Source organism: Microbulbifer maximicatervae (SeqCode) (assembly GCF_052467825.1).
The window spans coordinates 2,826,918-2,845,069 of the sequence record NZ_CP174327.1; the positions used below are offsets into that span (position 1 = coordinate 2,826,918).

The 18,152-nt window shown below is 46.4% G+C and carries 13 protein-coding genes; 9 read left to right on the forward strand and 4 right to left on the reverse strand.

Annotation, left to right across the window (positions count from 1 at the left end; genetic code table 11):
- Positions 1–20: 20 nt before the first annotated feature.
- Positions 21–1,001, reverse strand: coding sequence for an alpha/beta hydrolase family protein (locus tag ACJJII_RS12560; RefSeq protein ID WP_444916414.1), 981 nt, complete (start codon positions 999–1,001; stop codon positions 21–23).
- A 365-nt stretch (positions 1,002–1,366) separates the two neighbouring features.
- Between ACJJII_RS12560 and ACJJII_RS12565 the strand changes: the two genes are divergently transcribed.
- The 8 genes from ACJJII_RS12565 to ACJJII_RS12600 all read left to right on the forward strand — a co-directional run bounded on the left by ACJJII_RS12565 (position 1,367) and on the right by ACJJII_RS12600 (position 12,204).
- Positions 1,367–2,755 (forward strand): SWIM zinc finger family protein, encoded by a 1,389-nt coding sequence (locus tag ACJJII_RS12565; protein WP_444916415.1) that lies wholly within the window; start codon positions 1,367–1,369, stop codon positions 2,753–2,755.
- Positions 2,749–4,248 (forward strand): DUF5691 domain-containing protein, encoded by a 1,500-nt coding sequence (locus ACJJII_RS12570; protein ID WP_444916416.1) that lies wholly within the window; start codon positions 2,749–2,751, stop codon positions 4,246–4,248. Before ACJJII_RS12565 ends, ACJJII_RS12570 begins: the two co-directional genes overlap by 7 nt.
- A gap of 103 nt (positions 4,249–4,351) precedes the next feature.
- Positions 4,352–5,431 (forward strand): ATP-binding protein, encoded by a 1,080-nt coding sequence (locus tag ACJJII_RS12575; RefSeq protein WP_444916417.1) that lies wholly within the window; start codon positions 4,352–4,354, stop codon positions 5,429–5,431.
- Positions 5,432–5,441: 10 nt separating this feature from the next.
- Positions 5,442–7,745, forward strand: a complete 2,304-nt coding sequence (locus ACJJII_RS12580) for a DUF5682 family protein (RefSeq protein WP_444916418.1) — start codon at positions 5,442–5,444, stop codon at positions 7,743–7,745.
- Entirely contained in the window at positions 7,733–8,956 is a 1,224-nt protein-coding gene (locus ACJJII_RS12585; RefSeq protein ID WP_444916419.1) for a VWA domain-containing protein, read from the forward strand. Before ACJJII_RS12580 ends, ACJJII_RS12585 begins: the two co-directional genes overlap by 13 nt.
- 249 nt (positions 8,957–9,205) lie before the next feature.
- Positions 9,206–10,027 (forward strand): right-handed parallel beta-helix repeat-containing protein, encoded by an 822-nt coding sequence (locus ACJJII_RS12590; protein WP_444916420.1) that lies wholly within the window; start codon positions 9,206–9,208, stop codon positions 10,025–10,027.
- Positions 10,028–10,250: 223 nt separating this feature from the next.
- Positions 10,251–11,093, forward strand: coding sequence for a right-handed parallel beta-helix repeat-containing protein (locus tag ACJJII_RS12595; RefSeq protein ID WP_444912399.1), 843 nt, complete (start codon positions 10,251–10,253; stop codon positions 11,091–11,093).
- A 298-nt stretch (positions 11,094–11,391) separates the two neighbouring features.
- Positions 11,392–12,204, forward strand: coding sequence for a NosD domain-containing protein (locus ACJJII_RS12600; RefSeq protein ID WP_444916421.1), 813 nt, complete (start codon positions 11,392–11,394; stop codon positions 12,202–12,204).
- Between the two features lie 73 nt (positions 12,205–12,277).
- Here ACJJII_RS12600 and ACJJII_RS12605 read toward each other — a convergent pair whose 3' ends face one another.
- Both ACJJII_RS12605 and ACJJII_RS12610 read right to left on the reverse strand, forming a co-directional pair.
- Positions 12,278–13,090: a right-handed parallel beta-helix repeat-containing protein gene (locus ACJJII_RS12605; protein ID WP_444916422.1), complete on the reverse strand. Its 813-nt coding sequence runs from the start codon at positions 13,088–13,090 to the stop codon at positions 12,278–12,280.
- A 184-nt stretch (positions 13,091–13,274) separates the two neighbouring features.
- Positions 13,275–14,087: a NosD domain-containing protein gene (locus ACJJII_RS12610; protein WP_444916423.1), complete on the reverse strand. Its 813-nt coding sequence runs from the start codon at positions 14,085–14,087 to the stop codon at positions 13,275–13,277.
- A gap of 721 nt (positions 14,088–14,808) precedes the next feature.
- Between ACJJII_RS12610 and ACJJII_RS12615 the strand changes: the two genes are divergently transcribed.
- Entirely contained in the window at positions 14,809–15,675 is an 867-nt protein-coding gene (locus tag ACJJII_RS12615; RefSeq protein WP_444912402.1) for a hypothetical protein, read from the forward strand.
- 90 nt (positions 15,676–15,765) lie between these two features.
- On the opposite strand, the gene ACJJII_RS12620 is transcribed toward ACJJII_RS12615, so the two are convergent.
- Positions 15,766–17,838 carry a TonB-dependent receptor gene (locus ACJJII_RS12620; protein ID WP_444916424.1) on the reverse strand — a complete coding sequence of 691 codons (2,073 nt, stop codon included), beginning with the start codon at positions 17,836–17,838 and terminating at the stop codon, positions 15,766–15,768.
- Between the last annotated feature and the right edge of the window lie 314 nt (positions 17,839–18,152).

Here is an 18,152-nt window from a genome sequence, read left to right on the forward strand (position 1 = left end):
TCTTGGATCGCGTAAATATCTTACAGTTTATTAAGCCAGCTGATAATTGCTTCGTGTTCAATATTTCCAATGGTCGATATGCTTGGGTGGCTTCTATTGGGAATTTTCACCAAATTAATATTTGATTGATCTAAAGCTATATAATTACCATAGGGTGCAATTAGATCCGAGGGGGAGGATATTAGCAGTATGGGGAGCTTGGAAGAATAGAGAAGGGGAAGTATATTGGTATCACTCGGTTCAATACCAGACTGCTCCAGAGCCAGATTTGCTCCTTTTCGAATTTTATTTTCGGGTATAACCCGGCTAAGTATGGGATGATTGAGCCTACCGTAGTTATACACGGCTTGATCAAAAGGGACCATTGGGGCAAGTAAAATAATTCCATTTAAGTCAGATCTCATGGCTGAGATATAGAGAGCCGTTAAGGCTCCCATAGAGTTTCCTACGATATATAAGGGCTTGTCCTTGATGTCCCCTTTACTGATTAGTGCATCAATAAGTTTATTGATGATTTCACTATCTCCTACACCATATTTTTTGGTGCTATTCGATTCCCCGTGACCAAGGAGGTCCGGAGCTACAACTTGAAATCCAAGAAAGCGAAAGTATTGAGCAGAAAATAACATGAACTCTTTTGATGATCGGAACCCATGTAATAAAATCACTGTTCCAGAATATTTTTCTTTCAGTGCATCTTTTGGTAAATCAAGTTTAACGGTGCTTTCTTTGCCGTCGGTGTCATATTTGACTGAGTAATGAATGCCGTCTTTAGATGAAGCAGGAGCGTGATAATACCTGATGTATTCTTTGCTTTTTTCTATATCATAGCTGCCTTTTTTAAACCCTAAGTCTTTAATTTGTTCTTGGGTTATTGTCTCATTGAAAGGAAAGCTTTCAGATTTTTCAATAAGTTTGGCAATTCTCTGAGAGAAGCTGGACATGCTTAAGCATGTGCTAATGACAGTAAATATCGTATTTAGTTTAATTGCATTTTTCACTGGCCGTTGATATCCAATGGACCTAATCGTATAGAGAAGGATATCTTGTTGCGATTAGGTTTGGCTGGAATTGGTGCCAATATAGCCAGTTCCTGAAAATGGTAACTTATTTAGAGAGGCTAGGCGAAATCCCTCTAATGCTGGCAGGAGAGAACACCTTGTTTCTTTAGAGCTTGTTCGATCGTGCCAAATAAATGCTCGCCGAGTGTACTTTTTGTCTTAAATCAACAAGAGTGACGGCAAAATCAAAATTTGAGAAATTAGATTTTAATCTCTGTGGGCTGCGTGATACTTTATGCGCCGCTATAGCTACATAGATACGATTGCTGTGTTTATGTACAGTATTGAGCTGTATAAGGCAAGAGATGAATATTTCCCTAGAGGTTGTGCAAGAGCTGGCCCCAGACCAGGCTTCTTTAAACGCAGCCAAAAAACTGTTGAAGCCGGCTAAATGGCCTTTGCGCGGTAAAGCGGCTTCTGTAAATTGTATATGGGGGCAATGCCAAGGGTCGGGGGCCAATCCCTATTACACCATGGCAGATACAGTAGATCACGGTTACAAGTGTACCTGCCCCTCACGTAAGTTTCCCTGCAAGCATGTTCTAGCCCTTTTGTGGCAATTCGCCGACGGCCCGGATGACTTTATTGAGGCTGAAACACCGGAGTGGGTAGTAGAGTGGTTGGGGCGGCGGCGTAAGAGTAAGCCTGAAGCCCAAGCTGAGACAAAAGCTTCTACCAATAAATACATTCACGGTATTTCTGAGGAAACCTCGGAAAGTAAAGAGGAGCAGGAAAAAAAGGAAGCGGCCAGGGCTAAGCGGGCAGCGCAGACACGCGCTAAAACCAACAAGAGTATCGCCACTGGGCTAGGTGAATTCCAGCAGTGGGTTGAGGATCAATTGCGTACTGGCATGGTGGGATTTCTCAAGGAACTTCGCCAGCGCTGCCGCTATATCTCTGCGCGCTTGGTAGACGCCAAAGCCGCCGGCCTGGCATCGAGGGTTGATGAGCTTCCAGCCAAGGCCCTGGGGCTTGCACCACAGAAACAGGCGGAAGTGGTATTCAAGGAGCTGGGGCAATTAATGTTACTCAGCAGTGCTTGGCTCACTGATGAGGAAGATGTGGATGCTCGCAGAGCTATTGCCGTTGCCGAGAACCGTGACCAGGTCTTGGAAAACCCAGCCAGCCCCCGACAAAGGGGCATTTGGCAGAATGTAGGAGAGAAAGTGAGCACCCGTCGCGATGGTTTGGTGAGCCACGCTTCCTGGTTGCTCAAGCTTGATAGTGACACCCCAGTATTTGCCCTGTTGTTGGATCACTATCCGGCTTCTGCGGGGCGCAGGGAGGTGGGCATTGGTATCGGCGCCAGTGTAGAAGGGGAGTTGGTTTTTTATCCCAGTCGTACGCCCCTGAGAGCCTTCCCTGTGGACTTTAAAGTCGTGCAGGATGGTGTAAATCAGAGATGGCCAGCCCAGCAAGAGAGCGTGTTCTCCCACTACCAAAAGCAGTTGTCTCAGCAACCCTGGATAGAGCAGGTACCGCACCTTCTTGAAGGGGGGCGTCTACTGCGCTGTGCCAACGGCAATTATTGGTGGCGCTGCTCGACTGGGCAGCAAACGCTACCGCTCAACAATGAACAGATTCCCTCTCTATTACTGGGTTCAAAATTACAGGCTGCGTTTATTTTGTGGGATGGAAGCAGTGCTGAACTGCACAGCGCGCGGACAGATAAGTGGGGGACAATCGCATGCTAACGCCTGAGAAAATCCAGGAAGAGCAGTTATTGGTAGAGCGCCTACAGCAGCGTTGGATGGTGGGCAGTGATTTGCCCTTAGAGCTCGACGCCTTACCTGAGTCCTGGCGTCCATTGTTTGAAGGCCTGGAAGAGGAGCGCTTGGCATCAGCGGCGGTAGCGCTTCTCAGCCAGCACCAAAGCGCACTCTATCAGCCCCAGGCTCCGGGGGAGTTACGCGAATTTCCCTTGTTGCCCGAGTTGAATAAGCCCGTGCTCCCCTACCCAATGCGGGCTCATTTTCGACGGGTGACTGAAAGTGTTCAGTCCCGCTCTATGGAGCAAACCGGATTGCTCCTGAAGTTGCTGTTACAGCGGGGATATATTGCCCATCCTGCGGACTGGCTTCCCTCAAGTAATGATGAAGGCTTGCCGGAAGTATATCTTCCCTGGTCACAATGGGCCGCGAATGAGCGGGGTAATATTGATGATTCTGAAGCGTTAACTGAGGAAAACTGGGATGATTGGTATCCCGCCAGTCGCCTGGCAAAGCTCAGGGAGTTGCGCTTCAGTAACCCCCCCGCCGCTTTGAATTTGATCCAGACCTGCGCCGGGCACGAACCCGCTGATAAGCGTTTAAGGGTCGTGCGAGTTCTTGCTATCCGGCTGAGTGAGTCCGATGGGGAATATTTACAGTCCCTGCTTAAAGATCGTTCACAAAAGGTGGCACGTCTTGCCAATCAGTATTTATCTCGATTGGGATTGTCATCGGAACTTGAATCTAATACTCAGGAAGAGTTTTTTGCGCAGGAATTGGCTGAGTTTTACGAATTAAAAAAAGTGGGCCTGGTAAAGAAGCAGTTGCAACTATTGCCCCGTAAGCTCAAGAGCAAAAAACAGCAAGCCATTCGCTCGGAATTTTTGCAGAAGGTATCTCTGCAAAGCCTTGCGGAAGCACTGGATATCAGCGTGACTGACTTAGCTGGGGCTTGGCAGCTCGATAAAAATCGCGATTATGACAACCACAGTTTTGTTACCAATGCGGTAAATACTTTGCCAGATAAGGCTATTGCCCTGCTGGTCACCAATATTGAGAGCTACCTGGATACCGGTGAGGCCGGTATGTCTCTCCTGCACAGTTTATTGCCGCGCCTGGAACAGTCCCGCCGTGCCGAATTGATGTTTGGACTTTTGCGTAATAAAAAGGCCAAGGTTGATTTTCAGGATCTACTCAAGTTTTTGCCCGAACCGTTAACGGAGCTTTCCTGGGATGATTTGAAAAAAACGTCGCCCTGGAAGGCGCTGTTAAAGCTTGTTGCCGAGGAATTAAGTGAGAGTGGTTATTTGCAGTCTATTTATCTCCAGCGGGAGTTGACCGCATTGGGCTTGATGTTACCCAGAGAGACGGCACGGCAGTTACTGGAAGCGCTTTTTGAGCAGGGTGTGCTACGGGCAGACCCCGCAACTGACTGTCTTCGATTTAATAGCGAGCTTGCCGGCGTGGATGGGCTTTAGTCCATACACCCAACACAGATTTAATTTTAAGACCAATCGTTGCCCGGCAAAATTCATAAAATAAGCAGTGAATTTCCGGGCAGGTAAAATAAAAGGATTCCCCATGAGTGACGTACTTCGTCAACCCGCTGAAATTACCTACCAATCAGAACTGGATGCCTTAAAAGCAGAAGACACCGGCAAAAAACCAGAGAACTGGAGCCTGTCTCCGCAGGCAGTCGTGAAGTACTTGATGGGCGGAAAAACGGCTGAAGGTGTTGAGATAAGTGCAAAATATATCGGCAACCGCCGCTTGATTGAAACTGCTGTTGCCACCCTCGCTACCGATCGAGCACTGCTGTTACTCGGTGTGCCGGGTACGGCAAAGTCCTGGGTGTCTGAACACCTGTCTGCGGCGATCTGTGGCAACAGTACCCGTGTGATCCAGTGTACGGCGGGCACCGACGAAAACCAGATTCGCTATGGCTGGAACTACGCTCAGCTACTGGCAAAGGGCCCCAGCAAAGAAGCCCTGGTGCCAACGCCTTTATATCGCGCTATGGAGCAGGGTACCTTGTGTCGCTTGGAAGAGCTGACTCGTATGGGTTCTGATGTTCAGGATACATTGATTACCGTGCTGTCAGAGAAAATGCTGCCGATCCCCGAGTTGAATGATGCGGTTTATGCGCAGCGCGGTTTTAATGTAATCGCAACAGCCAATAACCGCGATAAGGGCGTTAATGAATTATCCTCCGCACTAAAGCGACGTTTCAATGTTGTGGTATTGCCGTTGCCCGATGATATGAATGAAGAGGTCAGCATTATTTCTCGCCGCGTGGCAGAGATGGGTGAGAGCCTGGAGTTGCCAGTACCGGCAAATGCCGGCGAAGAGATCGAGAAAATAGTGACCATTTTCCGCGAGCTGCGCGGCGGTGAAACACTCGATGGAAAAATAACTCTGAAAACACCGTCCGGTAACTTGTCTACGGCTGAGGCAATTGCGGTAATGGTGGGTGGATTGAGCCAGGCGAACTGGTTTGGCGATGGTAAATTCAGTGCAGAAGAGCTTTCCAGTAATTTGGTCGGCGCCATTGTCAAAGATCCAGTGCAGGATAAAGCTGTATTGGAAGAGTATTTGGAAACGGTCCTGAAAAAGCGCCGTGACTTTGCCGGTTACTACCACACCATGAACGAAGTACTGTAAGGGATATCCCGTGTCCAAGGTGGATTGTCATTATTTTGGTATTCGGCACCACGGGCCCGGTTCTGCGCGGCGCCTTGTCGCCGCGTTGGATCAGCTGAAGCCAAAAAAAGTATTGATAGAGGGCCCCGCTGATTGCAGTGAATTACTGCCTCTGCTGGCTAGCGCACAGATGCAGCCGCCGGTAGCGCTACTCGGCTATGCCGCAGAGTCGCCCGGCTCCAGCCTTTACTACCCGTTTGTGGAATACTCCCCTGAGTACCAGGCCTGCCTATGGGCTGTACAACAGGGGGTAGAAGTTAAATTCATTGATCTGCCCATTAATATCCAGCTGGCGCAGTTACTCCAATCTGAAGCCCAGGGCCTTGAAACAGAGCAAGACGGCGGAGAGTCTGATTCCCCTGCGGTGGCAGGCGAGCCAGAGCCACCATCTGATACTTCTGATCCTATCGGCCTTTTGGCGAAGCTGGCGGGTTATGAAGATGGTGAGGCCTGGTGGAATGACCTGATCGAGCAGAATAACGATGGCAGTGCGGAGATATTTTCCCGGGTAGAGTCGGCGATGACCGCGCTGCGCGGAGAAATAACTGAAACCGCGCCGTTATCGCAAAGGGATTTACTGCGCGAAGCCTATATGCGCCTGGAAATTGCCAAAGAAATGAAAGGGGTGGAAGGTGAGGTCGCTGTAGTCTGCGGGGCCTGGCACTTACCGGCATTTCGTGAAAAGCACACAGCAAAAGATGACCGCGCACTGATTAAACAGCTGCCGGCGAAATTGCCCAAGAGCAAAGTGAAAACCACCTGGATTCCCTGGACATCGCCGCGATTGGCGATGGCTTCCGGTTACGGGGCTGGGGTTGCTGCACCTATGTGGTATCAGCATATTTGGCGCGAGGGCACCGGCGAGCAGTGGCTGGAGCTTTGGTTTGGGCGGCTGGTGCGCGCACTGCGCGAAAGTGGGCAAGTGGTCTCTACGGCTTCGGTTATTGAAGCCGTGCGCCTGAGCCGCAGTTTGGCTGCCGTTAGAAATCGTCCAGCTCCGGGGTTTGAAGAAATTATTGAAGCCGCTGTGGCCTGCCTCTGTTTTGGCGAGCGTCTTATTTGGCAACAGGTAGAGAGAGAGTTGCTTCTGGGTGAGCAAGTTGGGGCTATCCCCGAGGATGCCCCACTGGTGCCCCTGCTGGAGGATCTACAGCGCTGGCAGAAAAAGATCAAGCTAAAGCCCACCGCCCTGGATAAAGAAGTTTCCCTGGATTTACGCAGTGATATTGGCCTGAATAAATCTACGTTACTGCATCGTCTTGCTGTGCTGGAAGTGCCTTGGGGTAAACCCTCCCATACCGGAAAAAGTCGAGGTACTTTCCGGGAAAACTGGGTGCTCAGCTGGCAGCCGGAGTATGCGGTTAAGTTGGTGGAAAACTTAGTTTACGGTTCCACCATTGAGCAAGCGGCTAACAATAAACTTATCGAGGCGATCACCGCTGAGAGTCATTTGGGCAAATTAGCAGAAGTGGTTTTGCTGTCCCTCGAATCTCAGTTGCACCGGGCTTCTGAAGCGGGCCTGAAGCGATTGGCCGAGAGAGCGGCTCTGGCCAGTGACGGTATCGAGCTTCTCGACAGCCTGCCGGCGTTAATCCAGGTTCAGCGCTATGGTACCGCGCGAGAATTAGCGTTGGAGCAAGTTGCCGGCCTGGTAGAACGATTAGCCATGCAATCTGCCCTGGCCCTGCCGTACGCCTGTCGCAATCTTAACGATGAAGAGTCCCTACGGCTGCGAAACAGTATTCACAGCGCTCACCAGGCACTGCAATTGGCAGAGTTGGGTGATGAAGTTATGGAGGACTGGTGGCAAGCCTTCGAGCAACTGGTAGACAGCTCTCTTTCCAGTTTACAGGTCAGCGGTCTTTGTGCGCGTCTTTTGTATCAGGCTGAAAGATTTGATGGACATCGGTTACAGCAATTGCTGGAAAAATCCCTGTCTCCAGCGGTAGCTACTGCCGATGCAGCACGATTTTTTGAGGGCTTTTTTGCTGAAGCGGTTGAGCGCCTGCTGTACGACCCGGTATTGATGGGAGCGGTACAGCGCTGGTTGCTGCATCTGGACGAAGAAATATTTATCGAGTATTTGCCTTTGTTCCGACGCGTATTTTCCAGTCTAGATGCGATGGAGCGTCGGCGCATGATGGAGCTGGTACTCGGTGCCCGATCTAACCACTCGGTATCCAAAGTCATTAATCCCGAAGTTTTGCCGCTGTGGTCAGAGCATCTATTGCGTATCGGCAAATTAATCCAGAAGGACAAGACATGGGCGCAGTAAACGAAGTGTCTGAAGAGCAACAACCTGATGAGATAACGGTCGATAAAGACCAGCAAAAGGAACGCCGTTGGCGCTTGGTGCTAGGGGCTGATGAAGGTGAGTCCGGGCTTTCTGAGCGGGATATGCGTTTGTCCCAAGCGTTAAGTGCGCTTTATGGCAGCGGAGACTCAGAGTCTGGTAAAAAAGGTCGAGGCGGGTTGTCCCGCTCGTCTCCGCAAGTATCCCGTTGGCTGGGTGATATCCGCGAGTTCTTTCCGACTTCGGTAGTACAAGTTGTCCAGCGTGATGCGTTTGAGCGCCTTGGCCTCAAGCAGATGCTCATGGAGCCCGAGTTTTTGTCGGCGATTGAAGCGGATGTTCACCTGGTCGCAGACTTGGTTAGTCTGCGTTCAGTGATGCCTGAAAAGACTATTGAGACTGCTCGCCAGGTCATCAAGAAAGTGGTCGACGAGCTGATGGAGCGCTTGGAGCGAAAGACCACAGAAGCGGTTAGGGGAGCTGTCAATAAATCAAAACGCAGTTTCAGGCCGCGCTTTGCTGATATCGACTGGCATAGAACCATCCAGCAAAACCTCAGGCACTACCAACATGACTACCACACAGTGGTGCCTGAGAAGTTGATTGGCTTTATGCGACAAAGCCGCCGGCTTGCGGATCTGGATGAAGTCATTCTATGTGTCGATCAGTCCGGTTCCATGGCGACATCGGTGGTATACAGCTCAATCTTTGCAGCGGTAATGGCTTCAATACCGGCAGTGAAAACCAAACTGGTCTGCTTTGATACCGCAATTGTCGATCTCACTGAGGACTTGGAAGACCCGGTCAGCGTTTTGTTTGGCGTACAACTGGGAGGTGGCACAGACATTAACCAGGCGGTGGCTTATTGTGAGGATAAAATTGAGCGGCCTGGCAAGACGCATTTAATCCTGATTACCGACCTGTATGAAGGGGGGAATGAAGAGGAGTTAAAAGCACGGGTTGCTAACCTTGTTCGCCAGGATGTAAATGTGATTACCTTACTGGCACTCAGTGATGATGGGCGTCCATCTTATGACCAGTCGCTGGCGGAAGATTTTGCTGCGATAGGCTCTCCGGTTTTTGTCTGTACACCGGATCAATTCCCGGACCTGATGGCAACGGCGCTGCGTCGTGAAGACGTTCTTAACTGGGCTGCAGATCAGGATATCAAAGCCGTTCGGCCAAAAGCCTAAATTCTTATCCACTAAATGATGGAGCAGGGGCGACGCCCACTCCATCATTTGGCCATCTCCCTAACTCTCGTTTCTTTAATAAAATCCATAAAATCGTAGCCGTATTGGCGCATATTAAACATAAAACCCAAACTAAATTCCCATTTTATTAGGAATAATTTCTCATGGTTCTTTCTTAATGCTGGATCAAAATCACCTAGGCATGACCCTGGACTATGAATAACGAACACAGCGCTAAGGAAAAATTTGATGAAACTCCCTCGTTCAAGTCTCTATAAAATCGCCATTGTCTCAATGATCGGGATATCCAACATTTCCATTTCCAAGCCAGTGATTGCGGATGATGTTGAATGTGGGGATACGATTACCACATCTGTTACTTTGGATGAGGATCTCACTTGTGATGTCAGCCCTGCTTTAACTGTGATAGGCCCTGATGGACGCCTGAATATGACCGGGTACGAGGTTCAATGTGATGGTAGTGAAGTTGGAGTGCTGTTAGAGGGGCGTGCTGCGCTACTTCGAGGAGGGCAGGTTGCAGATTGTGAGGTGGGTGTTTTAGCGAATGGAGATGGATTCCATAATATTCAAGCGGTATCGACCACGGAAAATGCCAGCGCCGGATTTGAATTAGTGAGCAATAGCAACTATATGACAGCCTGTACCGCTCAGGAAAATACAGGGGTTGGGCTGATTGTTAGTGGGGAGAGAAATAATGTCTTCCAGAATACTTTTGAGGAAAATACCCTGAGTGGTATCCAGATAGATGGTGATCGGTCATATATAACAGAGAATTTCTGTTTTGAGAATATGGGCTCAGGAATAGAGATTAATGATTCCAGTAATAGCTGGATCGTTGAAAATGCATCGGAAAATAATGGCACTTCAGGTGCGGGAACGGCAGGAATCTTAATGAATGATTTTGATCAGCAATATAATTTGATCATTTTAAATGTGGGGATTCTCAATGAAGATTTCGATGCGCAAGATTTAAACAGTGATCCCTGCAATGGTACAAATTTATGGCGAAATAATACTTTTGATACTGTAGATCCTAGCTGCCTGGATTGAAATATACGGATATAAAAAGATAGTGCCACTATGGTGGCTTCGGTAGTGGTGTTATCTTTTACAATTTATATTCCTGTAGCTTGTATATCAATATGCTCCATTCCCCGCTTAAACTATTTTACTAAATTTTGCGGACAAATTTCCCATGGCTGTTACCAGTTTTTGACTCAAAATCAGCATGACATATCTTTTCTGTATTTGAGCTTTATTTGGGAGGACTCTCGTGAGCTTTATATCTCGATCTGTGATAAGCAAGGCATTGATAACTTCTTTGGCGGCTTCTTTATTGTCTGCATCTTTGTGTTCACTAGCAAATGGTGCTGTTGAGTGCGGAGACACCATAACCAGTCCGGTAATACTGGATCAAGATTTGCTCTGCAATGTTACCCCGGCTTTGACTGTAACTGGGCCGACCGGATATCTGGATTTGAATGGTTATACGCTGAGTTGTGATGGAACTACAGTGGGAATTTTGGTCGATGGTTTTGCGGCCATAATATCGGGCGGGGTGTTACAGGATGGGTTTGTATCTAATTGCAATACAGGTATTTCTGTAGAAGGTTCCGGTATTCATAATTTGTTCGGCCTGAACACCTCTGGTAATACTTCTTCTGGTATTGAGTTTGTTAGTAGTAATAATACGCTAACCATATCAAATATATCGGATAATGCAGGTACAGGTATTATAATCGCGGGGGGAACAAATAATCTGTTTTCTAATGACATAAGTCGAAATGAAATAACGGGTATACAGGTAGATGGTAGCAGTTCAATAATATCGTCAAATACAGTATCGGATAATACTTTAACTGGAATACAAATTAATAACGCCAGTAGCTGTCTTATCAGCCAGAATACGGTGGAGAATAATGGCACTCAAGGGTCAAATACTGCAGGAATCTTAATGGAGCTATTTGGCCAGACTGGAAACAATATCGTAGGCAATACTGTCTCTGGCAATGTGGATTTTGACTTGCAAGATGACAACTCTGCACCCTGTGAGAATAACTGGATAGGAAATTCTCCTGATGCGACTACCTCTGGTGAATGTGTAACATCACAATAACGTTACCTTGGTGATAAAGTTGGATCTGGAGGCAGTTCATTATTTGCCTTCAGATCTCTAAAGTTAATTAATATCTTCGCTCCGCATAAGCCCTATTGGATGTGGCTAAAGTCTTTTCTTAAGGTGTCTTATGTCTAGCTCTAATTTGCCGTGAGTTTTATTTTGTATGTAATCTTTGGGTGGTGAGGCTACCTAAAGTTACAGGGGATATATCCTATAGTTATTTTGTCAGCGCTTGATGGGTCATCCTTTTGGTTAGCTGAGGATTAGATTGTTAAGTTGATTCAAGGAGGATTGTATGAAGTTAGAAATTAGAGGAGCCGCTAGACATCTCTTGGTGCCGGGCGTTTTATATATTGCTTTGGGTAATTCCGCCTTTGCAGTAGACTGCGGTGACACAATTACTACACCTGAAGTACTTGATCAGGACCTTGTGTGCTCAACAGAACCCGCGCTAACGATAATGGGGCCTGCGGGTAGCCTGGACATGGCTGAGTTCACTCTTAGGTGTGATGGCTCTGCTGTTGGTATCCAGATTGATGGCGTTTCAGCTTTCCTATCAAATGGTGTGGTAACACTATGTGATATCGGGATATCGATAGATGGAGCTGGATCTCACAATATACAGACAATCAGAGTAGATGGAGCAGATATATCAGGGATTTCTGTTAATAGTAGCTTTAACTCTATTATTCAATCAGGGATATTTAAAAACAACGGCACTGGCATATTTATAGCTGGTGATAACAATACAATTAGTTCTAGCTCTATCCTGGATAATTTAGAGAACGGCATTCAATTAGAGGGTAGTAGAAACCTTATTGTAAGCAATGATATCAGTCGAAGCACTTTAAATGGTATTTTGATTGGTAAAGCAGATGGCAATACGGTTGCCCAAAATACCGTCTCAATGAGTGGGATCGGAGGGGCGAATACTGCTGGAATCTTACTGGAACTTTTGGGGCAGTCTGGCAATGTGATTGTCGGGAATACTGTTTTCAGCAATATAGATTTTGATCTGCAGGATAATAATAGTTCCCCCTGTTTAAATAGCTGGATTGGGAACTCCCCTGATGCAACTACCTCCGGAGATTGTGTTACGTCAAATTAGTAGTGTTTTACGATAAGTTGATAGGCCTGCAGGCAATTTAGTGTTTGCCTGCAGGCGAGTTGAGGTTGTGAAATTATTCAATACAGGCCTCATTTGCTGAACCGAAGGTGTTTCCTAACCAAGTTGCTCCGGCACAGTTACCATTTAGATCTACCAGGTCGATAGAGCCGTTATTTAAAGCGGTATTTCCGATCATTTGATTGCCCGTTTGTCCCAGCCCGCTTACGAACATGCCAAAGGACGAGTTAGAGTTAAATGTATTTTGAATAAATGAGCTGTCGTCAGAGCCTTGAATAACAATGCCGCTTGGCTCGTTAGAGCTTACTTGGCTGTCGGATATCAGTATTCTATCGGCGAATGTTATTATCCCATCAAGTGTGTTTTCCTCAACGGTAACTTGGTTTAGTGTATTATCACTCCCAAATATTATTATGCCTGTACCGTTGTTATCACTGGAGTTGGTGTTTGTTAGAATATTATGGGTACTTTGAATAATCACTCCGGCCATAGAGGCATCAGTTGCATTGATGCCGCTTACAAAATGAAATCCATCCCCCTGAAAACGAAGCGAAACACCGCAATTACTGATGGTGCTGGTTGAATCCTCTCCTCCGGTAAGATTTGCAAACATACCATCGAGAAAGATTCCCGTTCCTACGCCGATACAGCTAATATTGTGATTGTTTAAATTGAGGCTACCATTTGGTCCAATGATTGTAATGACGGGGTCAGCAGCACAATTTGTAATGTCGCTATCTAATACCTCTGCCGTTGTAATGGTGTCGCCACAGTTTACGGCTAATGCGGTTTTGGTTACGAATAGGCTGGCCACTGCAGCTAGTGTGATGAATGAAAAGCTGTTCCCACTGTAGATTTTTGCTCTCATATTTAGTCCTAAGAAATTCTCAGTTGGTCAGTGTGGGCTGGTTTAGAGTAAAGGGAGTTTGGTTTGTAAGGCTGGTTTTTTCATGGGGCTTTACTCTCAAAGGTGAGGTATAGTTAAAAGTTGCCTGTTTTTATACGGGATTCAAAGGGTAGAAATTTAATGCTTTGAATCCCGTATTTTTTGTCTAGTTTATGCAGGCATCATTTGATGAACTGAAAATGTTGCCGTACCAAGTGGTTCCTACACAGGCAGGTGTATTATCATCAAATAGGTCATCTATGTCGTTGGATTCAGCAGTATTTCCTGTGATGAGATTGCCTACCTGTCCCAAATTACTTACTGAAATACCGTATTCATTATTACTTGACGTGGTATTAAGTATAATACTGGTGTGATTTGCATCTTGGATTGCTATTCCAGAAAAAGTATTGTTTCTGGCGGTGCTTTGGAAAACTTGATTGTGGTCTCCGGAGATAATAATGCCACCTTCCCCATTGCTGGTGGCACTTACTTTAGAAAAGCTATTCCAGTCGCCGAGAACAATAATGCCATTGCCAAAATTAAAGTCATTGATCGAGCCGCTGATAATATTGCGGCTGCTACTGACTGACATTCCCAAAGATCCATTTTCTTGTGTTGTAACGCCGATGACATTGTGGAGGCCGCTGCCCTCTACAGATATGCCTATATCACATGATGTAATGATGCCACTGGATGCTTGACTATTAATAAGTACGGCTGTAGTTCCTTCAAGTAGAATTCCTGTGCCAGCCAGACCATCACAGGATAGTGAAAATCCATTGAGGTCGAGGCTGCCGGTGGGGCCCATTATTGTGATGGCTGGTGAGGCTGCGCAGTTAGATATATCTGTATCTAATACTTCGGGAGTAGAGATCGTGTCTCCGCAACTTACGGCTAAGGCTATACCCGATGCACTCATTAAGCAGCAGCCTGCTGCTGCGATTATTGATGTTTTGATATTTAAAATCGACTTCATTGATCTATTCCTGTTGTGATTGTTTGAAGTGATTGATATAGCGTAAATATCCCGAAGTCTGGTCTTTAATTGGTTAATGGCAATAGGAACTTACTCTCATATTTTTAGCGATCAATTTCTATTGATTGATTATGTGGTTGAAGTATGTGCTGGAGGGTTGGGTTTTCATTATTTAGTGCTTTTATAGGTAAGTATAGAAGTTAGCTCTTTGGTCTAAATATGCGTAATGATTTTACGATTGTTCTTTGATGGTATGTTAATTGGTAAGTGCGTGATTTTATTAGGTGGTTTGTGATTTGGTTGATATTAACGGAGGGTATGTTTGAGAGGTTTCTCCGTATGTGTATGGTGATGGCGCTAAAAATAATAGTTTGACCACGGTATCGCTATTTTCTAAATAGAGGGGAACTTTCTTCCTATATTTTCCGCACTATTCTCCTATTGCTGAAAGTGCTATCGGGGATAAGACTCAACACAGCATCAAGCATGTGTTCCTGAAGGAAATTGGGGATTGAGTTCTTGAGAAGCGAGAGTTTATAAGCATAAATGCTGAAGTTCTGGTGTTTGTTTTAGCAAAATTAAGCGCAGCTGATCGTAAATTGCTTTCTCTTAATGTTGTTGCATATGGTGCTAATTAATTTTGTGTGTTGATGCAGTATAAGAATCTTAATTTAGCGACATTTCATATTCTAAGGAGATAAATATGAAAAGGTGTGCCCCGTTGGCGGCTGCGGTCCTGCTTGCTGTTGCAAGTCAGGGTGTTTTTGCTTCCAACAATGTTGCGGTTCAGAACCAAAATGGAGTAGGTAATAACGCGACAGCAGATCAAAGTGATCCAACCGTTACATTTAACTTTATCAGCCAAACCCAGACTGGAGACACTAATACAGCCACTGCCACTCAGGTAAACGGAAATACCGGAAGCACAGTTAATCAGATACAAACAGGGAATTTAAATACTTCCACTGTTGCTCAAAATTCATCTGATACTGTGGCTGCCGTTATTACTCAAAATGGGAATACTAATATTGGCGTAATTAATCAGGTGGCATCTACAACCAGTGTTGCAACTATAAATCAGTTCAATCTGGTTAACTTTGCCACTGTTACACAGTCGAGTAGTACTACTGATACAGCAGTTATTAATCAAGTGGGTGACAACAACACCGGTACGGTTGTTCAAACCAACAGCACGACGAACTCGGCGGTAACTGCCCAGCAAGGGAATTTGAATGTGGCTACCGTGTCGCAATTTGTATCCGACACTAACACTTCCACATTAAGTCAGTTGGGAAATAGTAATAATGCTACTGTGAATCAAACAGATAATAATAATACCAGTGCTATTAGTCAGCAAAATGAATTTAACACTATTATCCACGCTCAATCTGGCAGCTTTAATTTGGCAAGTACCACTCAGATCGGTTTGACTAATATGGGTTCGACTATCCAAAGCGGAGCGAATGGTGTTGCCACGGCATTACAGCAGGGTAACTTAAATATGTTTACCGTTAGCCAGGTTAACGATTTTCAAAATGCTAATGTTTCCCAGATTGGAAACAGCAATATGGTAATAATTGTGCAGTAGGGCGAGGCTTAGGACGATATCGGAATTCCGGTCCCTGTGTGAGATAAACTCATTCAGGGCCGGATTTTTAGCAGGTAATAACGTCGCTATTTAGAAGCGATAGGTAGCGGATACACCAAAATTACGTGGGTCAATAATTGCAGCGTAGCCGTCTGGGTAGCTGCGGCCAGCTGGCTCTCTATTTGTATAGGCTTCTTCATCCAGGGCATTGTTAATAAACGCTGCAATGTTCCAATCTTCACCTTCGTAGTTCACGTTCAATCGGGCCAGAGTATAGTCACCGGCGACTCTTTCTTCAGTGTTGGCGAAATCACCATAGTACTCAGCTACATAATTGGCTGAAATACCTACACTAAGTGCATCATTAAACCAATACTTTGTACCCAAGTTTGCGGTGACATTGGGGGCAGAGTTGAGTTCATTGCCATTCGCATCTATATAATCCGTACCGGCATCGGTAATTTCACTCTCTAGCAGGCCTAGACCTGCACGGAGTTCCCACTGCGGGGTTAGCATAGCAATAGCTTCAACTTCCGCACCGTAAGTCTCGACGCTATCCATATTGACGATTCTACGGGCAGAGCTGAGAGCTTGATAGCCGGAGTATTCGTTGTAGAAGAGGTTGCCAGTTATGTTGATGGTGCCGTCTGCTAGGGAGCTGCGCAGAGCCAGCTCGTAGGTATTAACGGTCTCTTCATCGTAATAATAATAGTTGTACTCGAATGTTTCCGAGTCAAAAGTGAGGGCGCCACCGGCTGAGTTGTATCCTTTTCGAGCGCTAGCAGAGATGACAGTGTTTTCGGTAAGATCATATTGCAGTGCAATTTTTGGAAGAACGATTGTCTCGTCGGTATCAAGAGAGTCGTCCTTGGGTTCGCCGAAGAATAGCAAGCTAAAGTAACGGTCCTGTTCCTCCTGCTCTACGCGTAGACCACTGATTAAATTCAGCCTATCAGTCAGTGCATAAGTGACTTCGCCATAAAAAGCAGTAGAGGTACTTTCATCATCACCGAAATAGATGGTACTACCAGTGCTGTCAAATTCTTGCTCTCTTTCAAAGTGAGCAAAGCCGATAAATCCGTGCAAGCTATCACTGTTGAGGCCAAAGTTCAGTTTTGCGTCGAGCGTGATGTTCTGTTCGTCCATACGAACATACTGTTGGTCAGTAGCTTCCTCTTCATAGGAGTCAAAGCCCCACTGATAATCCATATAGGCCGCGAGGACTTCGATGGAGGTATCATCGTTGATCTGGTAATCCACTTTGACGCTAGTCGTGGTGGATTCAGTATCCATATTGCGATAGAAAGCAGGCTTATATTCGTAGGGATCGTCCAGGGTATAGTAGATACGCCCCGTATTACCTTCTTCGCTATTGGTAGATACAGCCACGAGCGCTTTCAGTTTTTCTGTGGGAGTCCACAGCAGCTTGCCTTTTAGTCGCTGGGTTTCCAATTCATTTAGGTCGAAATCAGCAGGATTATTTTCATATTCTTCAGCATTAGACAGTGTGTCGCCGGTGAGCTGTTGAGCAGTTATCCGAAATGCGAGGGTATCATCAACAATTGGGCCGGAAATCATGCCAGAAGTATCGATATAGCCGTCCTGGTCGCGGTAACCTACGCGAGCAGCACCTTCCCAGTCGAAGCTGGGATCTTTGGTTTTGATATAGACAGAGCCGGCAATGCTGTTACGGCCATTGCTGGTGGACTGGGGTCCACGAAATACTTCAATTTGTTCTACATCCCAAATACCGGAATCACCCGTGAGGTCTGCGACAAATGGCTCGGCGACACCATCAATTAACGTGGAGACACGGGCTTTGGCACCACCGGTAAAGGAGTTAAAGCCGGTGGCTGAACCGTTACCGGACACACCGCGAATATCCGGAGTAGCGCCGGAAAGTACCACCACGTTAGAGATATTAGACACCGCATCGGTGATGCTCAGGTGTTGCATGCTATTCAGGGTTTCTTCGGTAATTACGGATACCGAAGAGGTGGTTTCCTTGAGGGAGCGCTCTGTTTTCTCGCCAATAACAATGACATTTTCCATTGCCTGCGGCGCATACTCTTCTTTGTTCTCATCTGCGGCGATCGCAGTCGCTCCAATCGAAGTAAGAATAGTGAGTGAAACGGCTTTGCTGAGCAGGTGGCGTTTGTACATAGCGTAATCCCTAGCAAGGTAAAGAAGTCAGGACGACAAGGAAGATCGGCGGTGAATATAATGCTAATCATTCTTATTTGCAAATAGGGGATTGCCGCAATAAACTCTCACTATTATTTCGTCTGGCAACGGCTTAGCTGCACCGATTGATCAGTGCCTGGCAAACAATTTTCTACCACTTTAGTGGTAGTGCTTCTAACTCTTAAGTGAAACTAGAAATGTATTCCTCAGTTTTAACGGGACTCGGCCTATTGAGTTGTGTCCTTGCGTCTTCTGTCTTTTATTTAGGGTGTCCCAATCAGCAGTGGCGTGAG